Raw genomic sequence first — 23881 nt, forward strand, 5'->3', positions numbered from 1 at the left:
TTTCAAAACTGTATCATAATAATTTAAACTATATGGTAATATTTTTTACACTTTCCCCATTATTCATAAAAATTTCCTTCACTTTAATGTTTTCTGCTTTTATGAGGTTAATAATACCTTGAATGTCTTCTTCACATACCTTTAAACTAATTCCACAACTTTTAGTTATATATGTTGGCGTCGGAATAACTACTACTTTAATTTGTTTTTTTACAGTTTCCCTTTCAGCTTTCATAGCTTCATGTGTATTTTGAAATGTTACTATATAATGCTTACTCATTACTTTTCACCCTATTTCTTTACCTTATAGTTTTTATGTTTTCTAAAGCTGTTTGTTTCATATACATTTACCTAAATTTCGATTATAATATTGTATTATATGGAAATCTCAAAATATGTATTTTTATTAAAATGAACATGATTTTTATCTTATATAAAATTAAACATCTATCACATATAATAAACTTTGCCAACAATATATTTTTTATATATAATTTTATTATAATCTATTTATAGTTTTAATTATAGGAAAACAGCATCTAAACCTTATTATTTGCAATATTTTATTTCCTATAGATATAATCAGAATATTAATCTATTGTTTAAAATTGGAGGAACTTATGAAAATATATTTAGATAATGCCGCAACTACATTCCCTAAACCACCAAAAGTTTATACATCAATGATGAATTATATGATGAATATTGGATCAAATCCAGGTAGAGGCGCATCTAGCACTTCTCTTGCTGGAAACAGAGTGATTTTAAATTGCAGATACGCATTAATGGAATTCTTTCATTTTGATAAAGTTGAAAATGTAATTTTTACTCCAAATGTTACTACTTCATTGAACACTCTTATAAAATCTTGTGTACAAAAAGGCTGGCACATAATAACCTCATCAATGGATCATAATGCTACCCTAAGACCCTTAAGTTCTCTTTGCAAGCATGGCATAGTAGAACTAGATATAATTCCTTGTTCAAAAAATGGTTTAATTAGTGTTGATGACTTTATAAATACACTTAAACCTAATACAAAATTAGTTATTTTATCTCAAGCATCAAATATTATTGGAAGCATTCAGCCACTCGAGGCTATCGGCAAGATATGCAAAGACAAAGATATATATTTTATTATAGACGTCGCACAAACTGCCGGTGTATTACCCATTGATTTCTATAAATTAAATTGTAATGCCCTAGCTTTTACAGGACATAAAAGTTTACTTGGGCCTCAAGGCACAGGTGGTTTTTTAATTGATGATAAATTAAATGAACTATGCTCATCATTTATAGAAGGAGGCACCGGTAGTCTGTCATCCAGCATTATTCAACCAAATTTTTTACCTGACAAATTTGAGAGCGGTACATTAAATGCCCCAGGTATAGCAGGACTTTTAGAAGGCATTAATTATATTAATGACCAAGGAATAGATTCCATTCGTGAAAATGAAGAATATTTATGTAAAAAACTTATAGATGGGCTTTTAAATACTACTTCCATTAATGTTTATGGTAATACCTGTGTTTCTACAAGAACCTCTACAATCTCTATCAATTCAACTAAAATCGACAATTCCCAGCTTGGCTTTATGCTAGATAATGAATATGGAATTACAACAAGAACTGGCCTGCACTGTGCACCACTTGCTCATAAAAGTATTGGAACTTACCCATCTGGTACTTTAAGATTTGGTATTGGTCCCTTTAATGATACCAAAGACATTGACTATACACTTAACTCCCTTAATTCTATTATTAGAAAGGTGTGATTTTATTTACATGGAAAACATTCTAAAAAAAATAGATAAATTAACTATCTTCTTCGTCTTATATACATTTGTTTTTATAATTTTTTTTGGAACTATAGCCTATACACTTCCCTTTGTATTCGCTTTTATTTTAGCCTCATTCCTTAAAAAGCCAACAAGATATTTAATGATAAATTTCAGGATAAAAAATGCTACGGCTTCATTACTTACAACAAGCATATTCTTCACTTTTATTATTATATTGTTTTCTTTAATTATCACCACTTTAACCTCAGAATCAATACAACTTGGAAAGAACATTCAATTATATATTACCTTAAACAAGGAAATTCTATTGAATTTTTTTAACAATTTACAAAATTATTATAAAAATTTAGATCCAAGTATAATTAGTAATATTGAATCCAATATTACTAATTATATAACTAAAACCATAAATATTAGTATGAACGCCTCCACAAAAATATTTTCACAAACTTTAGGTTTTGTATCTACCATCCCTTATATTTTAATGGTTTTATTATTTACGCTACTTACTACATATTTTTTCACAAGGGATTTGTCGTCTTTAAATAGAAAAAACTTTAATATAATTCCCCCTAAAAGTGAAGATAGAATCCATTATATATTTGATGAATCAAAAAAAATGCTTAAAAACTACTTACTTTCTTACTTACTTATAATCACTATAACATTTTTAGAAACATTAGTTGTTTTCTTAGTTTTTAAGGTAAAATACGCTGTAACCTTAAGTATATTATGTGGCATATTTGACTTACTCCCAATTTTTGGTATAGGAGCTATATATCTTCCCATAATAATAATCTTTTTTATTTCTAAAAATGTTATTGCAGCTTTAGGCCTTCTAATATCTTATATAATTATAACTATAATAAGACAGGTTATTGAACCTAAGATTGTGTCTCAATCACTAGGTCTTCACCCAGTCGCAGTGCTTGCCGCTATTTTTATAGGACTTAAAGCAAATGGTATTGTCGGAATATTATTTTGTATGTTTTTATTAGTCTCTTACAATATATTGAAAAAGGTTGATGTACTATAGAATATAAAACCTCCTATGTGGTTAAAATCCAAATAGGAGGTTTTATTATTATGGATAAAGTTGTTTTAGATTCTATGTCAAGAGATTGTACTTTTAAATTAAGAGATATTATAAGTCAATATATTTCCCCCATAGTTAAGTCATCGCGTCCCATTGTTGTTTTATGTATTGGCACAGACAGATCTACAGGAGATAGTTTAGGACCACTTGTTGGAAATAAACTAAACTTTCTAATTAGGAACAAAATTCATATTTATGGTAATCTTGAATGCCCAGTTCATGCAAAAAATTTATGCGAAACAATTGATGAAATTAACTATACATATACCAACCCTTATATTATTGCGATTGATGCTTGCCTTGGAAGTTTACAAAATGTAGGTAAAATAGTAGTTGAAGAAAAACCCTTAAGCCCCGGTGCCGCTATGAACAAAGACCTACCTAAAATTGGCGATCTAAGCATAACCGGAATTGTAAATATATCCGGCGCCTTTGAATTTATGGTTCTTCAGAACACAAGACTATACACAGTAATGATACTTGCTGACGCCATTTCCAAAGGTCTTTATCATTCAGTGCTAAAAACTATTGGTGGGATAAAATTAAATTCAATCTATGATGATTCTAATATAAATAATGTTGAAGGATAATTCTTTATTAAAATAAAGACATCTACTTATAAAAGCAGATGTCTTTATTTTAAAATATTGAACTATATACTCTAGTCGTTAATATATACTCGATTTCATCTATGGATTTACTTCCACTATCAACAATTAAAGTTCCCTCTCTCTTTGTACTACTTTGCATCATTAAGTTTTTAAGACCGCCTTCTTTAAGGTTACATATTATTGCATCACAGCAGGTATTATTATCTGTATTGTTTATCACTGTGTAACCCCTTTGCGTTAATTCATCTTGTAAATATTCAAGATCATGTGAAACACATATTACCATAAAAAACCTCTTTTGTTTTTAGTATGCCCCAAAAGAGACTTTTTATTACTAATATTCTAATATACATTAATTACTTCTGCTATTTTCTTGATTTTACAGCTTGCTCTAATGCTTCGCTTTCTTCATCTGATAATTCATACCTAGATATTCCCTTATCTACTGGTTTAGCATAAGTAGTACTTTCATCTCTTCCATAAATACTTGTTAATATAAACCCATTACTATTTCCATCAAGCAATGCTATAGAAAAACTTAAATCACTACCCATATCATCAAATGCCTTATATCTTATAATTGAAGTTTTTTGTATACAAGTTTTTAAATCTTCATCTATTCGTTCATACATTTGTCTTACATTTCTATTTTGGTCTTTAACTTCATCTACTTTATCTAAATACGATATAACCATATCTTCTAAATTTTTATTGTCTACACCTCTCATTAACTTCCTGTATTTACTTTCTAATTTATTTAAAGCTATATATGTTATTGAAACTAGTATAATTAGTATAAGTACAAGAACAATAAGTCCTATTACTATATATAATTCAGAATTTTTTATAAAATTAATTATGTTCTCCATTATAAGCTACTTCCTTTCAAATATGTTTCACGTGAAACATTATATATTAAAAACTTCTAATATTCTTTCAAAATCTTCCTCTGAATAATACTCAATTTCTATTTTGCCCTTGTTTTTATTTTTAGCATTAATAATAACTTTTGTACCAAAACGACCCTCTAATTTACTCATTATATCTTTATAATATATATCATTATCGCTATTAACCACTTTTTCAACCTTTTTATTTTCAAAGTTTTTCACTAATTTTTCGGTTTCGCGCACATTAAGACTATCATCTATAACCATTTGGGAGACTTGATATTGAAGTTCTTTATCATTTATTCCAAGTATTGCCCTCCCATGACCCTCTGATATTACTCCATCCATTATATAATCTTGAACCCTTTCATCTAAGTTTAATAACCTCATAGTATTTGATATAGCTGCTCTTGACTTAGATACCTTCTTACTAATTTCTTCTTGAGTAAGATTAAAATCTAACAATAATCTCTTATACGCAATAGCTTCTTCTATAGGATTTAAATCCTCTCTTTGAATATTCTCTATTAATGATATCTCTAATACTTCTTTATCAGTTATATTCATAATAATTGCTGGTATTTCCACCAAACCAATACTTTTAGCTGCTCTAAATCTTCGCTCACCTGCTACAACTATATATATATTGTCTTCTTTATTTAATATAATAGGTTGAATTACACCATGTTCTTTTATTGATTGAGCCAATTCAAATATTTTTTCAGAATCAAAGTTTTTTCTTGGTTGATCCTTATTAGCTTTAATTAAATTCATTTGTATTTTAAAAATAGTAGAACTATCTTCAATAATTTCTTCTTCTGGTATTAAAGCCCCTAGTCCCTTGCCTAGGCCAAATTTCTTATTCAATATTATCATCTCCCTTGTCTATCTAAAAATTCACTTGCTAAGTCTTCATAAGCGCGTGCTCCTTTGCACTTATCATCATAAAGCATTATTGGTAATCCAAAACTCGGTGATTCAGCCAATCTTATATTTCTCGGTATTGTTGTTTTATAAACTTTGTCATTAAAATATTTTTTCACCTCTGCCACTACTTCATTACATAATTTTGTTCTATTATCATACATACTTAAAATTATACCCTCAATTTCCAACTTTTTATTTAAAGATTTTTTAACTAATTGAATAGTATTTACTAATTGTCCAACACCTTCTAAAGCATAAAATTCACATTGGATAGGCGTAATAACACTAGTCGCTGCTGTAAGCGCATTTATCGTTAAAATTCCGAGTGATGGAGGACAATCTATAAAAATGTAATCAAACTTACCTTGAATTTCTTTAAGCTTTTCTTTTAATATATTTTCACGGTTATTTATATTTATAAGTTCTACTTCTGCACCCGCAAGTTCCATTTTTGAAGGTACTATGTATAAATTATTTACTAGCTCACATTCTTTTATAGTATCATTAATAGAAATATCTGAAGTTAACAAGTCATAAGTTGATAAACTTATTTTTTTCTTATCAATTCCGAGTCCACTTGTAGTATTCCCCTGAGGATCAATATCTATTGTTAAAATCTTTTTCCCTTGCATAGCTAAGTAAGAACATAAATTTATATTTGTAGTAGTTTTACCTACCCCTCCCTTTTGGTTGAAAATACATATTGTTTTCATGACTACACCTACCCTTCATAATATTATTTATACGTGTATAAACTTATATTTGTAAATATATATAAACTTATATAGTGTACTATATAGTTCATTATATATTTATGTTAAATATTTTAATAGTACTTTTTAAAATTTTTTAAGAAAATATAAAAAAGCAGAATGTTTCACGTGAAACATTCTGCTTTTTTAAATCATTTTTTAGGTATTCTAATTGTTACTTCTATACTATCCTCTAATTCCTTAGACTTATATTCCGCATTTATGCCGTATTTATCAAAAACTTGTTTAATAGTATTTATGTAAACTCTAGGCGCGAAAATTCCTTTTATCTTTTTCTTTCCACCAGCCGCCACTTCACTTCTACATAATTTCAATAATTCTTTTTCAATAAGTTCTTCTGTATTTTTGACATTGAGTGATTTACTAACTACTATTTTCAGTACTTTTTTTTGAAGATTTATATTAGGTAATCGAAGCAATGCTCTAGCATGCCTCTCTGTAAGCTTATTCTCCACTAAAATACTAGTTATTTCTTTATCCAATTTAAGTAATCTTAATTTATTTGCAATTGTTGATTGTTTCTTACCTATCATTTGTGCTAACCGTTCTTGTGTATACGAATGATCTTGTATAAGATTATAATAAGCCATAGCCTCTTCTAAAAAATTCAAATCTTCCCTTTGTAAATTTTCTAGTAGTGCAATTGCTGCAGATTCTTTATCTGTTATATCTACAATAATTACCGGAACTTGTTCAAGTCCTATTTTTTTTGCTGCTCTTAGTCTTCTTTCCCCAGCAACTAATTCATACCTGTTTTCCCCGCTTTTTCTAACTGTTAATGGTTGAATTATTCCATAAGATTTTATTGACTGCGACAGTTCCTCAATAGTTTCTTCATTAAAGTGCTTTCTAGGTTGATAAGTATTTGGAGAAATTAATTCTATAGATACGTGATTTACATTATTTTGCATAATATACCATCCCTCAATTTTTACCTTATATTAACAATTCTCTTTTATTGTGTTATTTCCTTCTTTTTTTTTATTCTTTCGTACGACAAATTATAACATTAATCATCACTTTCAGTGCTGCAATCATCACTTTCAGTGCTGCAATCATCACTTTTCGTACTATTCACCAACCCATATCTAAAACAAAGGGACCTTAGCCACCATACCTGCTTTTCTAGGATACTTTTTATGTGTTTGTGAAATCTTTTTTATTATTACTAAATTATGATTTAAATCACTGCCCTCTATTTGTACCTTTTCTATATGTTCTATTTGCCCACCAAGCATCCTGATTGCATTCTTTGACAACTTAATTTCCTCTTCAACTGCAGGACCTTTCATTGCTACAAAGTACCCTCCAACCTTTACATATGGTATACAATATTCACTTAAAACAGTTAAATTAGCGACAGCTCTTGATACTGCCACATCAAATTTTTCTCTATATTGTTTTTCTTGTGCAAAATCTTCTGCCCTACCATGAATAGCTTTAATGTTTTTTAGATCCAGTTGATTAATTACTTCATTCAAAAAAATAATTCTCTTGTTAAGTGAATCAAGTAACACTATATTAACTTCAGGCTTTATTATTTTCATAGGAATGCCTGGGAAACCTCCACCAGTTCCTATATCTATAACATTTTTGGCATTCTTTAGCTGATCAAACTTAAAAACCTTCATAGAATCAATAAAATGTTTTTTTACTATTGCTTCATCTTCTTTTATAGCCGTCAAATTTATTTTCTCGTTCCATTCCTTTATAAGATCTTTATATAACATAAATTGATCATATTTATGTTGATCAAATTTAAGTCCTACATTATTGCTAGCCTCATTTAATATATCAAAGTACTCCACATTTCACCCCCATACAATTTTATAATTTATTTTCACTTTCTGAAATGTTGTTAAGTCTTTTTTGTTGCTCAAGATATATCATTAGTACAGACATATCCGCAGGCGATACTCCTGATATTCTAGAAGCTTGACCTATACTTTCAGGTTTGATTTTTCCTAATTTTTGCATAGCCTCTATCCTCAAACCTTTTATTTTGTCATAATTTATATCTCTAGATATACTTTTACTTTCAAACTTTTTAAATTGTTTGATTTGATCTAATTGTTTCTGGATATAACCTTCATATTTTGAAACAATATTAACTTGCTCGCATATGTATTTATTTAATATAGGTCTATCTATATCTAGTTTTTCAACCATAAAATAGTCAAGTTCTGGCCTTTTTATAAGTTCATATAAACTAATAGGTTTTTTTAGTGGCGTAGAATTACAAGAAATTAAAAATTCCTCGATCTCCTTTTTATTTGTAACTTGTAAGCTTTTTATTCTTTCAATTTCCTCTTCTATTTGCATTTTCTTTTTTGTAAAAATTTCATATCTATGTTTATCAACTAAACCTATACAATGTCCTATTTCAGTTAACCTTAAGTCAGCATTATCTTGTCTTAAAAGTAACCTATACTCAGCTCTTGAGGTCATCATTCTATACGGTTCATTAGTACCCTTAGTAACTAAATCATCAATTAGAACTCCTATATATCCATCAGATCTTTTTAATATTAATGGCTCCTTATTTTGAGTAAGAAGTGATGCATTAATACCAGCAATAATACCTTGTGATGCAGCTTCTTCATATCCTGAGCTACCATTTATTTGACCAGCTGAGAATAACCCACTAATATCCTTAAATTCTAATGAAAGCTTTAAATTTGTTGAATCTATACAATCATATTCTATGGCATACGCTGTTCTCATAATTTCTACATTTTCTAGTCCTGGTACTGTTTTTAACATTTCCACCTGTATTTCCTCGGGAAGTGAACTAGACATACCTTGAACATACATCTCCTGCGTATTCTCACCTTCAGGCTCAATAAATATTTGGTGTCTTGTCTTATCTGTAAATCTCATTACTTTATCTTCAATAGATGGGCAATATCTAGGACCTGTACTCTTAATTGAACCATTATATAATGGCGATCTCATTATGTTTTTTCTAATTACATTATGAGTATTTTCGTTTGTATAAGTTAAATAACATGATAGCTGATTTCGACTTATATCATCACTAATAAACGAAAATGGAACTACCTCATTATCGCCAAGTTGCTCCTCCATCTTAGAAAAGTCAACTGAACGTCTATTTACTCTAGCTGGGGTTCCTGTTTTAAATCTTCGAAGTGTTATTCCCATTTCACATAATGAATTGGAAAGCTCATTCGCAGGTTGTAATCCACTAGGTCCCTCACTATAGCTAAGATCTCCAATTATGACCTTTGATTTTAAATATGTTCCAGATGCTATTACAATAGACTTAGTCGTGAAATATGCATCATTTTTCGTAAGAATGCCTTTAATTTTCCCGTTCTCTACATCTATTGATACTACCTCTAATTGTCGGAGTTGCAAATTTTCCTGATTTTCTAATACTTTTTTCATTCTCATGCCGTATGCCTTTTTATCTGCTTGAGCTCTTAATGAGAAAACAGCTGGTCCTTTAGAAGTGTTTAGCATTCTTGATTGTATGTAAGTATTATCAATATTTACTCCCATCTCACCACCAAGTGCATCTATTTCCCTTACTAAATGTCCCTTAGCAGTCCCCCCAATATTAGGGTTACAAGGCATTAGAGCCACACTATCTAAATTTATAGCACAAATTAAAGTTTTACATCCCATTCTTGCCGCTGCAAGGCCTGCTTCACAACCCGCATGACCGGCCCCAATAACTATAACATCAAAATTCCCTGCATCGTATTTCATATTTACCCCTACTTTCCTAAACAAAATTCTGAAAATATCTTATGAATTATATCCTCATCTAGTGCTTCACCTGTAATCTCGCCTAAATTCATCCATGCATTTCTTATATCAATTGAAGCTAAATCTATAGCTGCAGTATACTCTAAAGCATTTAGTGATGATTCTAAATTTTCCTTTGCCCGGATTAAAGCCTGCATATGTCTATTATTTGTAACGAATACACCTTCTGTTTTAATTTCACCGTTAAAAAATAAATCCTTTATATTATTTTTAAGGTCATCTAATCCCAAACCAGTTTTTATTGAAATATCAGTAACATACTTAGATTTTAGATTTCGTAATTCACTTATATCTATTTTACCACCTAAATCACTTTTATTTAATAGTACAATGTATTTTTTTTCTTTAATATAATCAATTATTTCGATATCCTCACGACTAAGGTCCATACTTGAATCCAACATCAATATAACTAAATCTGCCTCATTTATTTTTTGTTTAGATGTTTCTACGCCTATTTTTTCAACTATATCATCAGTTTCACGAATTCCAGCAGTATCTACTATTTTAACTGGTATGCCCTCGATACTTATATACTCTTCTATGGCATCTCTTGTTGTACCTGGTACCTCTGTAACAATAGCTCTTTTTTCTTTAACAAGAGCATTAAGCAGTGATGATTTCCCCACATTAGGTTTTCCAACTATAACGGTACTTAGACCTTCTCTTAAAATTTTTCCCTCATCCGCAGTACTCAGTAGCATATCTATCTCACTTATTATAAATGTAACTTCTTCGCGTACTTCATTTGCAGTTACATCTTCAATATCCTCTTCTGGGTAATCAACAGTAACCTCTATATGTGCAATTACACTAAGTAATTTGTTTCGTACGATTTTTATTTCCCTGGAAATTGACCCTTCTGATTGCATAAGTGCTGACCTCATGCTAAGTTCTGTTTTTGCCCTTATTATATCCATAACTGCTTCTGCTTGACTTAAGTCAATTCTACCATTTAAAAATGCTCTTTTAGTAAATTCTCCTGGCTCTGCTATCCTCGCACCAGAACGAATAACCTCTTGTAGAATTCTATTAGTACCAACTACCCCACCATGACAATTTATTTCAATAGTATCCTCTGCTGTGAAACTTTTAGGGCCTTTCATATACGAAATAATAACTTCATCAAGTCTAACTCCATTTTTATCAATTATATGTCCGTATCTCATAGTATAAGATTTAAAATCATTAAGCTTTCTATTATTATTACCTACAAATATACTATCCACTATATTTATAGCTTTATCACCAGATATTCTAATTATGGATATACCACCTTCTCCTATGCTAGTTGATATTGCAGCTATAGTATCAAATTCTTTCATTAAATATATCCTCCCAATTTTATAAATATTTATTATATTGTTTAGTTTTACAAATTTAAAAAGAAAGCCCTTAGGCTTTCTTTAAATCAACTACAACTCTTCTATAAGGTTCTTCACCTTCACTAAATGTATAAATATATGTATCATTTTGAAGTGAGGAGTGTATTATTCTTCTCTCATAAGGGTTCATAGGTTCAAGTTTTAATACTCTGCCACTTACCCTAACCTTATAAGCAATTTTTGATGCAAGTCTTTTTAAAGTTTCTTCTCTTTTTGCTCTATAATTTTCAGTATCTAATAATACTCTTTTATACTCTTCATCATGATTTTTATTTACAACTAAACTTACAAGGTATTGAAGGGCATCTAAAGTTTCACCTCTATATCCAATTAATAGTCCCATATTCGGTCCGATTAAATCAATGTGAATTTCATTATTTTCATCTTTAAGCTTAACTTCTGCTTTCATACTCATAGACTGTAGTACTTCCATTAAAAAGGTTTCAGCTTCTTTTAAACTATCTCTTTTAACCGTAACCCTAATTTTAGCTGGTTTTACCCCTATGATATTTAAAAATCCTTTACTTCCCTCATCTAACGTTTCAACTTCTACTTTATCTCTTGTAACTTTTAATTCATCTAGTGCTTTGCTTATAGCATCATCAACGTTTTTTCCCATCATTTCAATAATCTTCATATCGTACTACACCCGCCTTCCTTAATGTAAAAATTAGGCACTTGTGTTGATCTTATTTGTTGTTTTTATTACCTGCTAATAATACTTCATCTGCTTTTTTATTTAATTCAATTTTATTTATAACTACAGTTTGAATTATTTGTATTACATTATTTATAACCCAATATAATACCAATGTACCTGGAAACTTAAGACTCATGAATCCCATGAAAATAGCCATCACAGTGTTCATTGTTGAAGTTTGTTTGGATTGAGCACCATCTGTTGACGGCGGCTGCATAAGTTTTGATGAAAAATATGTTGTAACAGTAGATAATATTGGTAATATATATATTGGATCTGATTTTGTTAAATCATGCATCCATAAAAAACCGGCGCCATGCATATTTAAGTGTTGAAAAACAGCATATAAAGAAAATAGAATAGGCATCTGAACAATCATTGGCAAACAACCACCCATTGGGTTTACTCCATTTTCTTTATAAAGTTTCATTACTTCTTGCTGAGCCTTTTGTGGGTCACTTTTATATTTTGCTTGAACTTTTTTCATTTCTGGTTGAATTGCACCCATTTTAGCAGTTGATCTAAGTTGTTTAACACTTAAAGGCAACAATATCATTCTTACAATAATTGTGAAAACAATTATTGCGAGTCCATATGATAAATCATTATTTGGTATAACTGTATGAATTGCACCATTTACCATGTAAAAAAACTTAGTAAGTGGCTCAGTTAAAAACTTTATATTCAAATTTAAAAACCTCCTGAGCGCTTATTTAACTGGATCAAAGCCGCCCTTATTATAAGGATGACATCTGAGTATTCTCTTTATTCCCATTATCAAGCCTTTTATTGCTCCATACTTTTCAATAGCTTCTAAAGTATACTGAGAACATGTAGGATAAAATATACAACAAGGCCTCTTAAGAGGTGATATATATTTTCTATAACATTTAATACCCAGTATAAGTATTTTTTTCATTATTAATTAAACCAGCTTTCTTAAGTAATTTAGTCAAGGCACTCTCTATTTCTTTATAATTTTTAGAATTAGAAGGGTTCCTTGCAATAAATACTAAATCATATCCTGTCTTTAATATCTCATTATTAAGCCTATAGCTCTCACTTATTAATCTTTTTACTCTACCGCGAATTACGCTGTTTCCTACCTTTTTACTTACAGATATTCCACATCTATTAAGTTCTTTACCATTTTTATAAATATATAATACCAATAATAGGTTAGAAAAAGATTTTCCTCTTCTATATACTGTTCTAAATTCAGTATTCTTTCTAATTCTGTACTTCTTAACATTAATCTTCATATTAGCCGCCCTCTTTTCCGCAAATTGCAGAAAAAGGCCACATTAGCGGCCCTTATGCTGTCAATCTTTTTCTACCTTTTTGTCTTCTTTTTTGAAGAATATTTCTGCCAGAAGCGGTTTTCATTCTCTTTCTGAATCCGTGCTCTTTTTTTCTTTGTCTTTTTTTGGGTTGGTAAGTCATGAACATATCTGCTACACCTCCTTATTTAACCATACATCATAGCAATCATCTTTCAATCGCATATTTATGGTTTTACTATTAGATTATATAGTCACATACGCGTCTTGTCAAGATAAGCATTTTTATTAGTATTGTTAATATTTTTTATATTTATATGTTTTTTTGTGGATAACTTCTTGAACACCTTGTTAATTTTTGATATTATATAAGAATGAACTGTGCATAACCTGTTTTTTAATAAAGTTATTCACAACTTGTGGACAAAACTGTGAATAACTACTACAATATTGTCTTAAACTTCTTTTTTCTTATATACTTTTTACTATATTAGCGTATTTATTCTTTATTTTATCTGTTAATAACTTTTTTTATATATTGTTAACAATTTATGATTAGCTAAATATATAAACATAGTTATTAACATGTGTATATTTTTAACGCTATTTATCAACAGCTTTCAGTATATTAATTTATTGTTTATAACTCTGTTTATATATTGTTTGTTTTTACATAAAAAAATTTTTTTATTTGAACTGGAGGGTAGAAAATGAGCACCCAAATTAAAGATATCTGGGAAAAAACCTTAAGTATAATAAAAGGTGAGCTTACAGAAGTTAGTTTTAATACTTGGATTAAAAGTATAGAACCTATGGCCTTAGATAATAATACATTTAAATTAGGTGTTCCTAATAACTTTACTAAAGATATTCTTGAAAATAGATATAAGGATTTAATAATGAATGCTGTTAAATTACTTACCTCTAAAACATATAAAATAGAATTCTTTATATTATCTGAAGAAGTCGCCGAAATTGAAACACCTAAATCAAAACGACAATCTGAGAGACATAACCTCATCGTTAGTGATGAAATGTCTGCAACACTAAATCCCAAATACACCTTTGATTCTTTTGTCATTGGTAATAGTAATAGGTTCGCTCATGCTGCATCTCTCGCTGTAGCTGAATCACCGGCTAAAGCATATAACCCACTATTTATTTATGGTGGTGTTGGACTTGGAAAAACACATTTAATGCATGCTATTGGTCATTATATATTAGCAAATAATCCAAAATCTAAGGTTGTTTATGTTTCTTCTGAAAAATTTACAAACGAACTTATAAATTCTATTAAAGATGACAAAAACGTAGAATTTAGAAACAAATATAGGAATGTAGACGTACTTTTGATTGATGATATTCAATTTATCGCAGGTAAAGAACGTACACAAGAAGAGTTCTTTCACACATTCAACGATCTTCATGAAGCAAATAAACAAATTATTTTATCTAGTGATAGACCTCCAAAAGAGATTCCTACTCTAGAAGATAGATTGAGATCACGATTTGAATGGGGACTTATAGCAGATATACAACCGCCTGATTTTGAGACTAGAATTGCTATTTTGAAGAAAAAAGCAGATGTAGAAAACTTAGACATACCGAATGAGGTACTAGTTTATATTGCAACCAAAATAAAGTCCAATATAAGAGAATTAGAAGGTGCACTTATTCGAATAGTAGCATTCTCTTCACTAACTAATAAAGAGATTGGAATAGATTTGGCGTCAGAAGCTCTTAAGGACATTATTTCTAGCAGAAATTCAAAACAAGTAACTATCGAACTTATACAAGATATCGTCTCTAGTTATTTTAATCTAAAAATTGAGGATTTTAAATCTTCACGGCGAACTAGAAACATAACATTTCCAAGGCAAATTGCAATGTATCTATGTAGAAAGCTTACAGATATGTCCTTACCTAAAATAGGTGAAGAATTTGGAGGTCGTGATCATACAACTGTAATCCATGCATGTGAGAAAATATCAAATGGTCTTAAGGTTGATGAGAATCTACAAGATAATATAGCAGAATTAACTAAAAAGATAAGTCAAAAATAATATAATGACGTTACTAACAATTGTTAATACTATTTATATATAGTCCTGTGCATAAAATAATACATAAAACCTGACTGTTGATATTGTGGATAACTGTGATTTTTTTTTGCATACTTATCCACAATTAGTTTTAGCAAGCTTTGTTGCGTAGTAAAGCCTGCAATAGGTTTTTAACATATCAACAGCCCCTACTACTATTACTACTATAAATTATTATTATCTTACCTATCTTTAATCAATTTCCCATGTGGATAAGGAGGTCCTTTTTTTATGAAGTTTATATGTGAAAAATCAATGTTACAAGAAGCAATTTCAAACGTTCAAAAAGCAATTACTGGAAAATCAACAATGCCTGTATTACAAGGAATATTACTAGATGCTAGAAACGGCGAAGTAACCCTCATAGGATCTGACATCGATTTGAGTATTGAGGCTAAAATTACTGCAGACGTTATGGAGGATGGTAGTGTTGTTTTAGATTCTAAACTTTTTGGTGAAATTATAAGAAAATTACCTAATAGTGCAGTGGAAATAAGTTCTGATGAAAACAATTCTATTAAAATAGTTTGTCAAAAATCTTATGCAACCATAATACATATGGATAGTGAAGATTATCCTAGTTTGCCTGATATAATTGAAAACATGGTTTTTTCTATATCGCAAAGATTATTGAAAAATATGATGAAGGGAACTATCTTTGCAGTTGCTCAAGATGAAACTAGACCCATTCTTACAGGCGTTTTGTTTGAAATAAAAAATAAAAAACTGAATTTAGTAGCATTGGATGGATATAGAGTTGCATTTAGAAGTGAACCAGTGGATAATGATTCCAGTATAAATGCTGTAATTCCAGGTAAAACATTAAGTGAAGTATCAAAAATACTAGAAGAAACAGATGAAGTAGTAAATATAACATTCACACCAAATCATATTTTGTTTAATCTTGGGAAAACTAAGGTTATATCAAGGTTATTAGAAGGTGAATTTATAAAATATAGCTCAATAATACCAGAAGAATATAATCTAAAAATCACAGCTAAAAGGTCTGAATTACTAAATTGTATAGAAAGAGCTTCTCTAATGGCAAAAGAGGGAAATACCAATTTAGTTAAATTTAATATAGAAGAAGATAACATGATAATTACATCCAATTCTCAATTGGGAAAGGCAAGAGAGGAAATAAATATAATTTTGCAAGGCGAGCCTCTTCAAATTGCATTTAACTCAAAATACCTAATTGAACTGCTAAAAATAATGGATGAGGAAGAAATTGTTATGGAGTTTTCTAGTGGAGTTAATCCTTGTGTTGTAAGAAATAAAGAAAAGGATAATTGCACATACATGGTGTTACCAGTAAGAATAAGAGCAACAAACAACTAAAAAGTATATATATATAATAATTTAATAAAAAGGCGGTTTTAAAATGAATGAAATACAAGTAGATACAGGTATAATAAAATTAGATGCTTTTCTAAAATGGGCTGGAATAGCATCACAAGGCTCTGAAGCAAAATTTTATATAAAAAATGAAGAAGTTAAGCTTAATGGTGTTGTAGAAACTCAAAGGGGTAAAAAATTAGTTAAAGGTGATATAATTGAATTTAACAATGAGTCTTACAAAATAATTTAAAGAAATTTCAGAAGGAAAGTTTTTACTTATAAAAAAGTGCATCGAAAAATTATAAAATAATATTCGGTGCACAATTTATGCCTAAAATAAAAATAAACATAAGAATTTATTTATACATATAAAATAATAAAATTATATATATATGTTATAATCTTAATAGGTGATTATATGCATGTAAAATATTTACAACTCAAGGATTTTAGAAATTATACTGAATTAGTTATAGAATTAAATAAAGGCATTAATGTATTTGTAGGAGATAATGCTCAAGGGAAAACAAATATTTTAGAGGCAATTTATTATTGTAGTTTAGCTAAATCTCATAGAACTAATAGAGATAAGGAATTAATAAACTGGAATGGCGCGGAGGCGTATATAAAACTTTATGTATGTAAAACAAGACTCGATAAAAAAATAGAAATAAAAATTTTTAAAGAAGGTAAAAAAGGCGTTAATATAAATTCTATAAAAGTTCAAAAATTATCTGAGCTCGTAGGTAGTTTTAATGTGATTATGTTTTCTCCTGAAGATTTAAATATAGTTAAAGAATCACCATCATACAGACGTAAATTTTTAGATATTGAATTGTGTAAACTAAGCCGTAGGTATTATTATAATTTATCTCAATATAAAAAAATTTTGAATGAGAGAAACTTAGCTATAAAAAAATGGAATACAAATATTGATATTATAGATGTATATGATAGACAACTTAGTGAATTTGGCGCAGTAATAATAAAAGATAGAATTGCTTATATAGAAAAATTAAATATATTATCAAAAACAATACATAGCAATATAACATCTAAAAGTGAGGTAATTGAAATTAAATATTTAACCCAAATTAAGGAGTTAGATAATATACAAGAGAGCTTTTATTTGCTTTTATGTAAGAATAGAAGGAGAGATATAGAAACTAGAACTACATCAGTAGGACCACATAGAGATGATTTTTCTATACAGCTAAATGGTATTGATGCTAGAATATTTGGATCTCAAGGCCAACAAAGAACTTCGGTTTTAACCATTAAGTTTGGAGCGCTTGAAATAATAAAAGAACTTACGGGAGAATACCCAGTATTGTTACTTGATGATGTTTTGTCTGAATTAGATACAAAAAGGCAAGAATATATATTAAATTCTATAAAAGAAGTTCAAACGTTAATTACATGCACTGGAGTTAATAATATAAGAAAATATTTAAATCCTGAAAGTAAGATATTTGAAGTTATGTCAGGTGGAGTAAAAGAAATTACATAGATTCAAATAATACAATTAATTATGGAGGAGGATATGTTATGTTTTTACATTTGGGAGAAAATGTAGTAGTACCTATAAAAGATATTATAGGGATATTTGATATGGAAACTACTATGTATAGCTCAGACACTATCCAATTTTTAAGAATGGCTGAAGAAGATGGTTTTGTAGAGAGGATAACAAAGAATACTGCAAAATCTTTTGTTATTGCTGAGGTGGATAAAAAAAGTAAAATATATCTATCACCAATATCATCGCAAACTTTATGCAAGAGAACAGAAACTGTATATTATGAGCTTTAGAGTAATTTAGGAGGATATACATGGAAATAAATAATGTTTATGACGAGAGTCAAATACAAGTACTTGAAGGATTGGAAGCTGTAAGGAAAAGGCCTGGTATGTATATAGGAAGCACTAGTATACGTGGGCTTCATCACCTTGTTTATGAAATTGTAGATAATAGTATAGATGAGGCATTAGCAGGATTTTGTAAAAATATTAATGTAATAATACACCAAGATAATTCTATAACTGTTATAGATGATGGTCGTGGAATGCCAGTAGGAATACATCATAAAATGAAAATTCCTACTGTGGAAGTTATAATGACGGTGCTTCATGCAGGTGGAAAGTTTGGTGGTGGAGCATATAAAGTATCAGGTGGTCTTCATGGTGTTGGATCATCTGTAGTTAATGCATTGTCTGTTGTTTGTGAAGTAGAAGTTAAAAAAGATGGACATATATGGAAACAAACGTTCGCTAAAGGAAAAACTACAAGCACACTTGTAGATATAGGAACAACTAGTGAACATGGAACAAAGGTCTTTTTTACTCCAGATCCAGAAATTTTCGAAGAAATTGATTTTGATTTCGAAACATTATCACAAAGATTAAGAGAATTAGCTTTTTTAAATAAAGGATTAAGAATAACCCTAACGGATGAGAGAGATGGTAAGAATCACGAATTTTTGTATGAGGGTGGAATAAAATCCTTTGTAGATTATTTAAATAGAAATAAAGGAACAATTCATGAGACCATATACATGGAAGGAAGCAAAGATGATTATGTTGTTGAAATAGCACTTCAGTATAACGATACATACACAGAAAACATATTTTCTTTTGCCAATAATATAGATACCGTAGAAGGTGGAACACACCTAGTTGGATTCAAGACGGCGTTAACAAGAGTAGTAAATGATTATGCTAAAAAATTTGGATTTTTAAAAGATAATGATAAGAATTTATCAGGAGAAGATGTTCGTGAAGGTCTTACAGCGGTTATATCTATAAAGCTTACTGATCCTCAATTTGAAGGTCAAACAAAGACTAAACTTGGGAATAGTGAAGTAAGGGGTATAGTTGATGGTATAGTTGGTGAGGCAATTAGTAATGTTCTAGAAGAAGATCCTCAACTTGGTAAAAGTATAATAGATAAAGGATTAAATGCAGCAAGGGCAAGAGAAGCTGCCAAAAAAGCAAGAGAATTTACAAGACGTAAATCAATATTAGAAAGTACTACGCTTCCAGGAAAGTTATCAGATTGTGCTTCAAAAGATCCTATGGAATGTGAAATATATTTGGTCGAGGGTGATTCAGCTGGTGGTTCAGCGAAACAAGGTCGCGATAGAAAATTCCAAGCAATACTTCCTCTAAAGGGAAAAATAATGAATGTTGAAAAACAAAGAATTGATAAAATGCTTGCTTCACTTGAAATTAGAGCTATGATAACTGCTTTTGGTGCTGGTATAGGAAAAGATTTTGATGTAACGAAAATAAGATATGATCGCATTATTATTATGACAGATGCAGATGTAGATGGAGCACATATTAGGACCTTATTACTAACATTCTTCTACAGATACATGAAAGAATTAGTAGAGGGAGGACACGTATATGTAGCTCAACCTCCATTATTTAAGGTTACTAAAGGTAAGAAAGAGCATTATGTATATACTGAAAAAGAGCTTGAAGAGACACTTGTGGAATTTGGTGGAAAAGATAGTAATACTGACATACAAAGATACAAAGGTCTTGGGGAAATGAATCCAGAACAGCTTTGGGACACAACAATGAACCCAGAGGAAAGAACTCTGCTTCAAGTACATGTTGAGGATGCAATGGCAGCAGATGAAATATTCACTATTCTCATGGGTGATAAAGTAGAGCCACGTCGTGAGTTTATACAAGAAAATGCTAAAGGTGTGCTTAACTTAGATATATAGTGTGGCATTAAAATATTTTGTTTAAAGAGGTGTAACATGATTAATAATCAGGGAAAAACTAAACCTATTGATATAAGATATGAAATGAAAAAATCTTATATAGATTACGCTATGAGTGTTATTGTAAGTCGTGCTCTTCCAGATGTACGTGATGGACTTAAACCTGTTCATAGAAGAATATTATTTTCTATGCATGAACTAGGATTAACACCAGAGAAGGGATTTAGAAAGTGTGCAAGGATTGTAGGAGATGTTTTAGGTAAGTATCATCCACATGGTGATACTGCGGTATATGGTGCGCTCGTTAGAATGGCTCAAGACTTTTCACAAAGATGTACTTTGGTTGAGGGTCATGGTAATTTTGGTTCTGTAGATGGTGATGGCGCAGCTGCTATGAGATATACAGAAGCTAAAATGAGCAAAATTACAACTCAGATGCTTCGCGATATTAATAAAGATACAGTAGATTTTGTTCCTAACTTTGATGGAGAAGAAAAAGAACCATCAGTACTTCCTTCAAGATTTCCGAATCTTTTAGTTAATGGATCAACAGGAATTGCAGTAGGAATGGCAACTAACATACCTCCACATAATTTAATAGAAGTTATAGATGGAGTACTTATGGTTATCGAAGATTCAGAAGTTACTATAAGTGATTTAATGACAAAAATAAAAGGACCAGATTTTCCTACAGGTGGAATAATACTCGGACGAGCAGGAATAAAAAGTGCTTATGAAACAGGAAGAGGAAGGATACTTGTAAGGGCTAAAACAGACATTGAAGAAAATAAAGGTAGAAATACAATAATAGTAACAGAGTTACCTTACCAAGTTAACAAAGCAAAACTTATAGAAGGTATTGCAGACTTAGTAAAAGATAAAAAAATAGATGGAATATCAGATTTAAGAGATGAATCAGATAGAGAAGGTATGCGAATTGTTATAGAACTTAAAAGAGATGCAAATCCTAATATAGTATTAAATAGATTGTTTAAACATACTAGGATGCAAGATACTTTTGGAGTTATAATGATAGCTCTTGTAAATAATGAACCACTAACTTTAAATCTAAAACAAATTTTAGTTTACTATTTAGAGCATCAAAAAGATGTAATAAGAAGAAGAACTCAATTTGATCTTGATAAAGCACTAGCAAGAGCCCACATTTTAGAAGGTTTAAAAATTGCGCTAGACCATATTGACGAAGTAATTCGTTTAATAAGAGCATCAAAGACCATTAGTGAGGCTAAAGAAAGTTTAATAAGTTCATTTGATTTATCTGAAAAACAAGCTACAGCTATTGTTGAAATGAGACTTGGAAGACTCACAGGCCTTGAAAGAGGTAAAATTGAAGATGAGTACAACGAATTAATGAAAACAGTAAATTACTTAAAAGGAATATTAGCAGATGAATTAGTATTATTAAACATAATTAGGGATGAATTAATAGAAGTTAGAAATAAATATGGTGATACTAGAAGATCATCAATAGAAAAAAATCCATATAGCCTAGATGAGGAAGATTTAATACAAGAGCAAGATATTGTAATAACTTTAACTCATGCAGGATATATAAAGAGACTTCCAGCTGATACTTATAGCTCTCAAAAAAGAGGGGGTAGAGGGATACAGGGAGTTACTACAAAAGAAGATGATTTTGTAGTACATATCTTTATAACTACTACTCACAACAATATTTTATTCTTCACAAATAAAGGAAAATCATTTAAGTTAAAAGCTTATGAGATTCCAGAAGGTGGAAGAACGGCTAAAGGAACAAACTTAATAAACATTATACCACTCTCAAGTGACGAAAAGATTCAAGCGGTTATATGTCTTAAAGAGTTTGCTCAGGATAACTATCTTGTAATGGGAACAAAAAATGGCTTAATTAAGAAAACATCACTAGATAAATATTCAGCTATTAGGAAGAATGGTTTAAATGCAATAAACTTAAGAGAAGATGATGAACTAATTGGAGCTGCAATAACTAATGGAGATAGCGAAATGCTGTTTGTTACTAGAAATGGTTACTCTATAAGGTTTAGTGAAAAAGATGTAAGAGGTATGGGTAGAACTGCAACTGGGGTTAAGTCATTAACCTTAAGAGAAGAAGATATTGTAGTTTCTATGAATATAGTTACACCTGAAGAAGAACTTTTAGTTATAAGTGAAAATGGATTTGGTAAGAGAACCTTAGTTTCTGAGTACTCACTTCAACATAGAGGTGGTAAGGGAGTAATAACTTATAAGGTATCTGCCAAAACAGGAAAACTCGTTGGGGCTAGAATAGTAAAAGACGGCGATGAAATGATACTTATAAACAGTAATGGTATTGTTATAAGATTAAATGTGGCTGGGATATCAACCACTAGTAGGAATACTATGGGAGTTACTTTAATGAAGAACGGAGAGGGAGATAACATTGTAGCTATTGCTAAAATTAATAGCAGTGATGTAATTGATACGGATGAGGAATCTTCTGATGGAGAAACTAATTCTGAAGTTGTACAAGAAGGCTCTGCTCAGGATGTTGTTGAAGAAGCTTCTGTTAATGAAAATAAGGATATAGATGTAGTTGATAATACGACTGATAAAACAGAGGAATAAAGTTTTAAAGTACTTATTTGAATATATTTCAAATAAGTACTTTTTTTGCTTTGCAAATAACTGACCTAGTGTATCCCAATGCTTAATTTGGAGAAAAACAGAGGTATACAAAGAAAAAAATAGTATAATCTGTGGAGAAGTAGAATTTTTGTAAACACAGTATAAAATAAATTTGATACAATACATCTTGTCGTTACGAATTAGTAGCAACAACGGTTTATGTTTAAAGGTTACATAGTTTTCTTAATTTAAAACAACATTTGGAAAACAGAAAATATATGTTGACAATTAAATCAATAACAGATATAATAGTAGAAGTCGTCACATGATGACAAAACAAATTGGTCTTTGAAAATTAAACAGAGAAATAGGTAAAGAAATGAAATAATATTTTATTTTAACCAGTCAATTACTTTAGTAAAAGTAATATTTTAGTCGTAAGACTAAAAAGTATGTAATGAGCTTGCGTAACAACTTAACAGTTGTCGCAGATTAATTATTTCAACTAAAAAGTGTAAACTTTTAAATTGAGAGTTTGATCCTGGCTCAGGACGAACGCTGGCGGCGTGCCTAACACATGCAAGTCGAGCGATGCGATCCTTCGGGATCAATTAGCGGCGGACGGGTGAGTAACACGTGGGTAACCTGCCTCAAAGAGGGGAATAGCCTCCCGAAAGGGAGATTAATACCGCATAATATGTTTTGATCGCATGATCTTAACATCAAAGGAATAATCTTCGGATTATTTCACTTTGAGATGGACCCGCGGCGCATTAGCTAGTTGGTGAGGTAAAGGCCCACCAAGGCAACGATGCGTAGCCGACCTGAGAGGGTG

At 30.1% G+C, this 23881-nt stretch carries 24 protein-coding genes and 1 rRNA gene; 11 read left to right on the forward strand and 14 right to left on the reverse strand.

The annotated features are described in order from the left end of the window. Positions 1-28: 28 nt before the first annotated feature. The gene (locus tag KPL54_RS21190; protein WP_216108507.1) at positions 29-280 is read right to left on the reverse strand and encodes a DUF3343 domain-containing protein; all 252 of its coding nucleotides are present in this window, start codon (positions 278-280) and stop codon (positions 29-31) included. Between the two features lie 340 nt (positions 281-620). On the opposite strand from KPL54_RS21190, the gene KPL54_RS21195 reads away from it, so the two are divergent. From KPL54_RS21195 to yyaC, 3 genes are read left to right on the forward strand one after another with little or no spacing between them, the layout of a single operon-like run. Next, the gene (locus KPL54_RS21195; RefSeq protein WP_216108508.1) at positions 621-1775 is read left to right on the forward strand and encodes an aminotransferase class V-fold PLP-dependent enzyme; all 1155 of its coding nucleotides are present in this window, start codon (positions 621-623) and stop codon (positions 1773-1775) included. Between the two features lie 10 nt (positions 1776-1785). Next, a complete protein-coding gene (ytvI, locus tag KPL54_RS21200; protein ID WP_216108509.1) occupies positions 1786-2838 on the forward strand; it encodes a sporulation integral membrane protein YtvI in 1053 nt (350 codons plus the stop codon). Positions 2839-2885: 47 nt separating this feature from the next. Next, positions 2886-3488, forward strand: a complete 603-nt coding sequence (gene yyaC, locus KPL54_RS21205; RefSeq protein WP_216108524.1) for a spore protease YyaC — start codon at positions 2886-2888, stop codon at positions 3486-3488. Between the two features lie 49 nt (positions 3489-3537). Here the strand turns inward: yyaC and KPL54_RS21210 are convergent, their stop codons facing one another. The 13 genes from KPL54_RS21210 to rpmH all read right to left on the reverse strand — a co-directional run bounded on the left by KPL54_RS21210 (position 3538) and on the right by rpmH (position 13425). Further along, positions 3538-3795: a YkuS family protein gene (locus KPL54_RS21210; protein WP_216108510.1), complete on the reverse strand. Its 258-nt coding sequence runs from the start codon at positions 3793-3795 to the stop codon at positions 3538-3540. 79 nt (positions 3796-3874) lie between these two features. After that, complete coding sequence (locus KPL54_RS21215) at positions 3875-4378, reverse strand: DUF4446 family protein (RefSeq protein WP_216108511.1); 504 nt, start codon at positions 4376-4378, stop codon at positions 3875-3877. A gap of 39 nt (positions 4379-4417) precedes the next feature. Continuing rightward, complete coding sequence (locus KPL54_RS21220; RefSeq protein WP_216108512.1) at positions 4418-5266, reverse strand: ParB/RepB/Spo0J family partition protein; 849 nt, start codon at positions 5264-5266, stop codon at positions 4418-4420. A gap of 5 nt (positions 5267-5271) precedes the next feature. After that, on the reverse strand, positions 5272-6039 hold the full coding sequence (locus KPL54_RS21225) for a ParA family protein (RefSeq protein WP_216108513.1): 768 nt from the start codon (positions 6037-6039) through the stop codon (positions 5272-5274). A 191-nt stretch (positions 6040-6230) separates the two neighbouring features. Beyond that, a complete protein-coding gene (gene noc, locus KPL54_RS21230; protein WP_216108514.1) occupies positions 6231-7010 on the reverse strand; it encodes a nucleoid occlusion protein in 780 nt (259 codons plus the stop codon). 177 nt (positions 7011-7187) lie between these two features. Then, positions 7188-7907 carry a 16S rRNA (guanine(527)-N(7))-methyltransferase RsmG gene (gene rsmG / locus KPL54_RS21235; protein WP_216108515.1) on the reverse strand — a complete coding sequence of 240 codons (720 nt, stop codon included), beginning with the start codon at positions 7905-7907 and terminating at the stop codon, positions 7188-7190. Positions 7908-7926: 19 nt separating this feature from the next. Continuing rightward, complete coding sequence (gene mnmG / locus KPL54_RS21240; protein WP_216108516.1) at positions 7927-9831, reverse strand: tRNA uridine-5-carboxymethylaminomethyl(34) synthesis enzyme MnmG; 1905 nt, start codon at positions 9829-9831, stop codon at positions 7927-7929. Positions 9832-9839: 8 nt separating this feature from the next. Beyond that, positions 9840-11216, reverse strand: coding sequence for a tRNA uridine-5-carboxymethylaminomethyl(34) synthesis GTPase MnmE (gene mnmE, locus KPL54_RS21245; RefSeq protein ID WP_216108517.1), 1377 nt, complete (start codon positions 11214-11216; stop codon positions 9840-9842). Positions 11217-11286: 70 nt separating this feature from the next. Further along, on the reverse strand, positions 11287-11913 hold the full coding sequence (jag, locus tag KPL54_RS21250) for an RNA-binding cell elongation regulator Jag/EloR (protein WP_216108518.1): 627 nt from the start codon (positions 11911-11913) through the stop codon (positions 11287-11289). A gap of 52 nt (positions 11914-11965) precedes the next feature. Continuing rightward, on the reverse strand, positions 11966-12619 hold the full coding sequence (gene yidC / locus KPL54_RS21255) for a membrane protein insertase YidC (RefSeq protein WP_375373010.1): 654 nt from the start codon (positions 12617-12619) through the stop codon (positions 11966-11968). A gap of 66 nt (positions 12620-12685) precedes the next feature. Continuing rightward, complete coding sequence (gene yidD / locus KPL54_RS21260; protein ID WP_071614798.1) at positions 12686-12895, reverse strand: membrane protein insertion efficiency factor YidD; 210 nt, start codon at positions 12893-12895, stop codon at positions 12686-12688. After that, complete coding sequence (gene rnpA / locus KPL54_RS21265; RefSeq protein WP_216108519.1) at positions 12867-13238, reverse strand: ribonuclease P protein component; 372 nt, start codon at positions 13236-13238, stop codon at positions 12867-12869. The genes yidD and rnpA overlap by 29 nt, the downstream gene beginning before the upstream one ends. A gap of 52 nt (positions 13239-13290) precedes the next feature. Then, positions 13291-13425, reverse strand: coding sequence for a 50S ribosomal protein L34 (gene rpmH, locus KPL54_RS21270; RefSeq protein WP_071614800.1), 135 nt, complete (start codon positions 13423-13425; stop codon positions 13291-13293). A gap of 541 nt (positions 13426-13966) precedes the next feature. On the opposite strand from rpmH, the gene dnaA reads away from it, so the two are divergent. The 8 genes from dnaA to KPL54_RS21310 form a co-directional block, all read left to right on the forward strand. Beyond that, positions 13967-15319 carry a chromosomal replication initiator protein DnaA gene (dnaA, locus tag KPL54_RS21275; protein ID WP_171299003.1) on the forward strand — a complete coding sequence of 451 codons (1353 nt, stop codon included), beginning with the start codon at positions 13967-13969 and terminating at the stop codon, positions 15317-15319. Positions 15320-15589: 270 nt separating this feature from the next. Then, a complete protein-coding gene (gene dnaN, locus KPL54_RS21280; protein ID WP_216108520.1) occupies positions 15590-16699 on the forward strand; it encodes a DNA polymerase III subunit beta in 1110 nt (369 codons plus the stop codon). A gap of 43 nt (positions 16700-16742) precedes the next feature. Further along, positions 16743-16949: an RNA-binding S4 domain-containing protein gene (locus KPL54_RS21285; protein ID WP_071610914.1), complete on the forward strand. Its 207-nt coding sequence runs from the start codon at positions 16743-16745 to the stop codon at positions 16947-16949. Between the two features lie 168 nt (positions 16950-17117). Beyond that, positions 17118-18209: a DNA replication/repair protein RecF gene (recF, locus tag KPL54_RS21290; RefSeq protein WP_216108521.1), complete on the forward strand. Its 1092-nt coding sequence runs from the start codon at positions 17118-17120 to the stop codon at positions 18207-18209. A gap of 38 nt (positions 18210-18247) precedes the next feature. Beyond that, positions 18248-18511: an extracellular matrix regulator RemB gene (gene remB, locus KPL54_RS21295; RefSeq protein ID WP_071610916.1), complete on the forward strand. Its 264-nt coding sequence runs from the start codon at positions 18248-18250 to the stop codon at positions 18509-18511. 20 nt (positions 18512-18531) lie between these two features. Further along, positions 18532-20436, forward strand: coding sequence for a DNA topoisomerase (ATP-hydrolyzing) subunit B (gene gyrB, locus KPL54_RS21300; RefSeq protein WP_216108522.1), 1905 nt, complete (start codon positions 18532-18534; stop codon positions 20434-20436). A 36-nt stretch (positions 20437-20472) separates the two neighbouring features. Continuing rightward, positions 20473-23046, forward strand: a complete 2574-nt coding sequence (gene gyrA / locus KPL54_RS21305; protein ID WP_216108523.1) for a DNA gyrase subunit A — start codon at positions 20473-20475, stop codon at positions 23044-23046. 523 nt (positions 23047-23569) lie between these two features. Then, positions 23570-23881, forward strand: a 16S ribosomal RNA gene (locus KPL54_RS21310); the annotation flags it as partial.

Source organism: Clostridium estertheticum (genome assembly GCF_018861295.1).
Classification (GTDB): Bacteria; Bacillota; Clostridia; order Clostridiales; family Clostridiaceae; genus Clostridium_AD; species Clostridium_AD estertheticum_D.